The 2,679-nt window shown below is 61.6% G+C and carries 4 protein-coding genes; 2 read left to right on the forward strand and 2 right to left on the reverse strand.

Features of this window, described 5'->3' with window-relative positions; genetic code table 11:
* The coding region (locus EN932_RS33455; protein ID WP_164890764.1) for a Gfo/Idh/MocA family oxidoreductase at positions 1-679 on the reverse strand (679 nt) is incomplete at its 3' end.
* 172 nt (positions 680-851) lie between these two features.
* A complete protein-coding gene (locus EN932_RS33460; protein WP_013531420.1) occupies positions 852-1,133 on the reverse strand; it encodes a transcriptional regulator in 282 nt (93 codons plus the stop codon).
* 497 nt (positions 1,134-1,630) lie between these two features.
* Here EN932_RS33460 and rpsL point away from each other — a divergent pair, with 497 nt between their 5' ends.
* On the forward strand, positions 1,631-2,002 hold the full coding sequence (rpsL, locus tag EN932_RS33465; RefSeq protein WP_006333356.1) for a 30S ribosomal protein S12: 372 nt from the start codon (positions 1,631-1,633) through the stop codon (positions 2,000-2,002).
* Between the two features lie 76 nt (positions 2,003-2,078).
* A complete protein-coding gene (gene rpsG / locus EN932_RS33470) occupies positions 2,079-2,549 on the forward strand; it encodes a 30S ribosomal protein S7 (RefSeq protein ID WP_008875664.1) in 471 nt (156 codons plus the stop codon).
* Positions 2,550-2,679 lie beyond the last annotated feature (130 nt).

A 2,679-nucleotide genomic window follows, 5' to 3' on the forward strand; every position in this document is an offset into this window, starting at 1 on the left:
GGCCTGTCTGCAGCCAGTCTAGGTCCATCGTCACCGGCAGGCCATTCGAGGTGCGGAAGGTGACGCGCGCGGCAACCGGGGAGGCGCGGTTTTCGGGAAAGTTGAGCACCGCCGAGGTGATGAACATGGCCGGCAGGATATGGGTGGCAATCGACAGCGCGTTGATGCCGGGATCGAAGACGCCAAAACCGCCGGGAGCCCAGATCCATTCCTGGTTCGGGTGCCAGCGGCGCACATCCTCTTTCCAGTTGATGGCGGCCGAGCGGATGCGGGCTGAACTTAGAAAAGCACGTGCGGCCTCGACGGCCGGCGCATAGCGCGAGTGCCAGCTGGCGAACAGCGAGACGCCGTTGTGCGCAGCCAATGTCTTGAGGTCTTCGACCTCGCTGACAGTAGCGCCCGGCGGCTTCTCCAGGAAGACATGCTTCTTTGCCGTCAGCGCCGTCCGCGCCGCGTCGTAGCGGAATTGCGGCGGCATGCAGAGCGAGACGGCCTCGAGCTCGGCTACGGCGTCGAGCATGGCTTCGATGGTGGGGAAATTCGGGATGTCATCCACCTTGCCGTGACGGCTGGCGGCCGCGACGAGGCGATAGTCCTGGTCTTTCGCCAGGGCCGGCAGGTGCTGGTCGCGGACGATCTTGCCGACGCCGACGATGCCTATCTTGATGGGCTGGGACACGGCCGCTCCGTCTGTTTGATGATGGTGATGGCTTCTTATCAGAACACTTGCCTCGGGCAAGCCGAAGCCGAGCAGCCAAGCTCAGCCTTCCCTTAGCGGCAGCACATTTGTCGGCTGGGAAGGCCTCGGTCGCCGATTCGGTTCGGCAGTCGATTCGAAAGCTGGACCGGGGTCAGATCGGCACGTCGAAGGTAACGATCGACACTTCGCCTTCGAGCGCGCCCTGGAAGGCGGAAATATGCGGCTCTTCGTCGGGGATGCCGTCCATGTCGCCGATCTGGTCGAGCTCGGCCTCGGCGTAACCTTCGGCGGCAAGCGATTCGAGCGCCCGGCGCACCGCCGAATCGTCGTCGGGCGCAACCAGCATGACGTGGACGCCTTCCGGTTTGCCGCCTTTTTTCTTCCACACCCGGCCGGTGATGATGGTGACCGGGCGTTCTTCGTTGTCGTTCACGGGCCGATTCCTCTTGGCAGCGGGTGGGCGGGCGAGGGGGTTTTGACTGCTCATGCGGCCTTTTCGCATGAAGCAAGGCCGCGCAACAGCGCAAACCCATTCACTTTGCCTGAAGGCTTGTCACTTTCTTCCTCGCTCTTGCAAAAATGCGAAAGAAAATTACATGCGGTTTTCGCATGGCTGCCAAGCCTTGGTCGGCGCGCAATATTTGGTGCTCCGGGCTTGACGGTCCGCGGTCTTACGGGTAGAAGCCGCCCAGTCAGAACCGATGTGAGGCTCTCCCTTCCGAAGCGACACGCTTTGGAGTTTGCCTCAAACAGGGTTCGTTTTACGAGCGAAAAGACATTTCCGGCGTGCACGAAGCGGCTTCCGCTTCCTCTGCCTTTTGTTCGGGCAAGACCGCGAGGCGCGGTTTATGGCCCGAATTTGCGTATGGAAATGACGCTTTGAGCGGCCCTGACCGGGCGAGACACGGAATTGAGAGACAAGAGGGTTTAATGCCTACCGTCAACCAGCTGATCCGCAAGCCGCGCATTGCGCCGGTGAAGCGCAACAAGGTCCCGGCCATGCAGCAGAACCCGCAGAAGCGGGGCGTCTGCACGCGCGTCTATACAACGACGCCGAAGAAGCCGAACTCGGCGCTGCGCAAGGTGGCCAAGATCCGCCTGACCAATGGTTTTGAAGTGATCGGGTACATCCCCGGCGAAGGCCACAACCTTCAGGAACACTCCGTGGTGATGATCCGCGGCGGCCGCGTCAAGGATCTTCCGGGCGTTCGCTACCACATCATCCGCGGCGTGCTCGACACGCAGGGTGTGAAGAACCGCAAGCAGCGCCGTTCGAAGTACGGCGCCAAGCGCCCGAAGTAAGGGGCGTCCGAAGTAAGATTTTCCGGCCTTGGCGCTCCTTGAGTGCGTCGGGCTATGAGATTGAGAGACAAAAGCCATGTCGCGTCGTCACAGTGCAGAAAAGCGTGAGATCAATCCGGACCCGAAGTTCGGCGATCTGATCGTCACCAAGTTCATGAACGCCGTCATGTATGACGGCAAGAAGTCGGTCGCCGAGACCATCGTCTACGGCGCGCTCGACCAGGTTCAGTCGAAGACCAAGCAGGAGCCGGTCACCGTCTTCCATCAGGCGCTCGACAATGTCGCGCCGCATGTGGAAGTGCGTTCGCGCCGTGTCGGCGGCGCCACCTACCAGGTTCCGGTCGACGTGCGCCCCGAGCGCCGCCAGGCATTGGCCATTCGCTGGCTGATTGCTGCGGCCCGCAACCGCAACGAGACCACGATGGTCGACCGCCTCTCCGGCGAGCTGATGGACGCGGCCAACAACCGCGGCACCGCTGTCAAGAAGCGTGAAGACACCCACAAGATGGCTGAAGCCAACCGCGCTTTCGCGCACTACCGCTGGTAAAGCGCGAACGAGACTGAGAGGCAGCTACGATGGCCCGCGAATACAAAATCGAAGACTACCGCAATTTCGGTATCATGGCGCATATTGACGCCGGTAAGACGACGACCACCGAGCGCGTCCTCTACTACAC

The sequence above is a fragment of the Mesorhizobium sp. M7A.F.Ca.US.002.01.1.1 genome, from assembly GCF_004022955.1.
GTDB lineage: Bacteria > Pseudomonadota > Alphaproteobacteria > Rhizobiales > Rhizobiaceae > Mesorhizobium > Mesorhizobium ciceri.

Coding starts and splice junctions, on each gene's coding strand:
- rpsL (WP_006333356.1), top strand. CDS start 1,631: ATGCCTACCGTCAACCAGCTGATCCGCAAGCCGCGCATTGCGCCGGTG.
- rpsG (WP_008875664.1), top strand. CDS start 2,079: ATGTCGCGTCGTCACAGTGCAGAAAAGCGTGAGATCAATCCGGACCCG.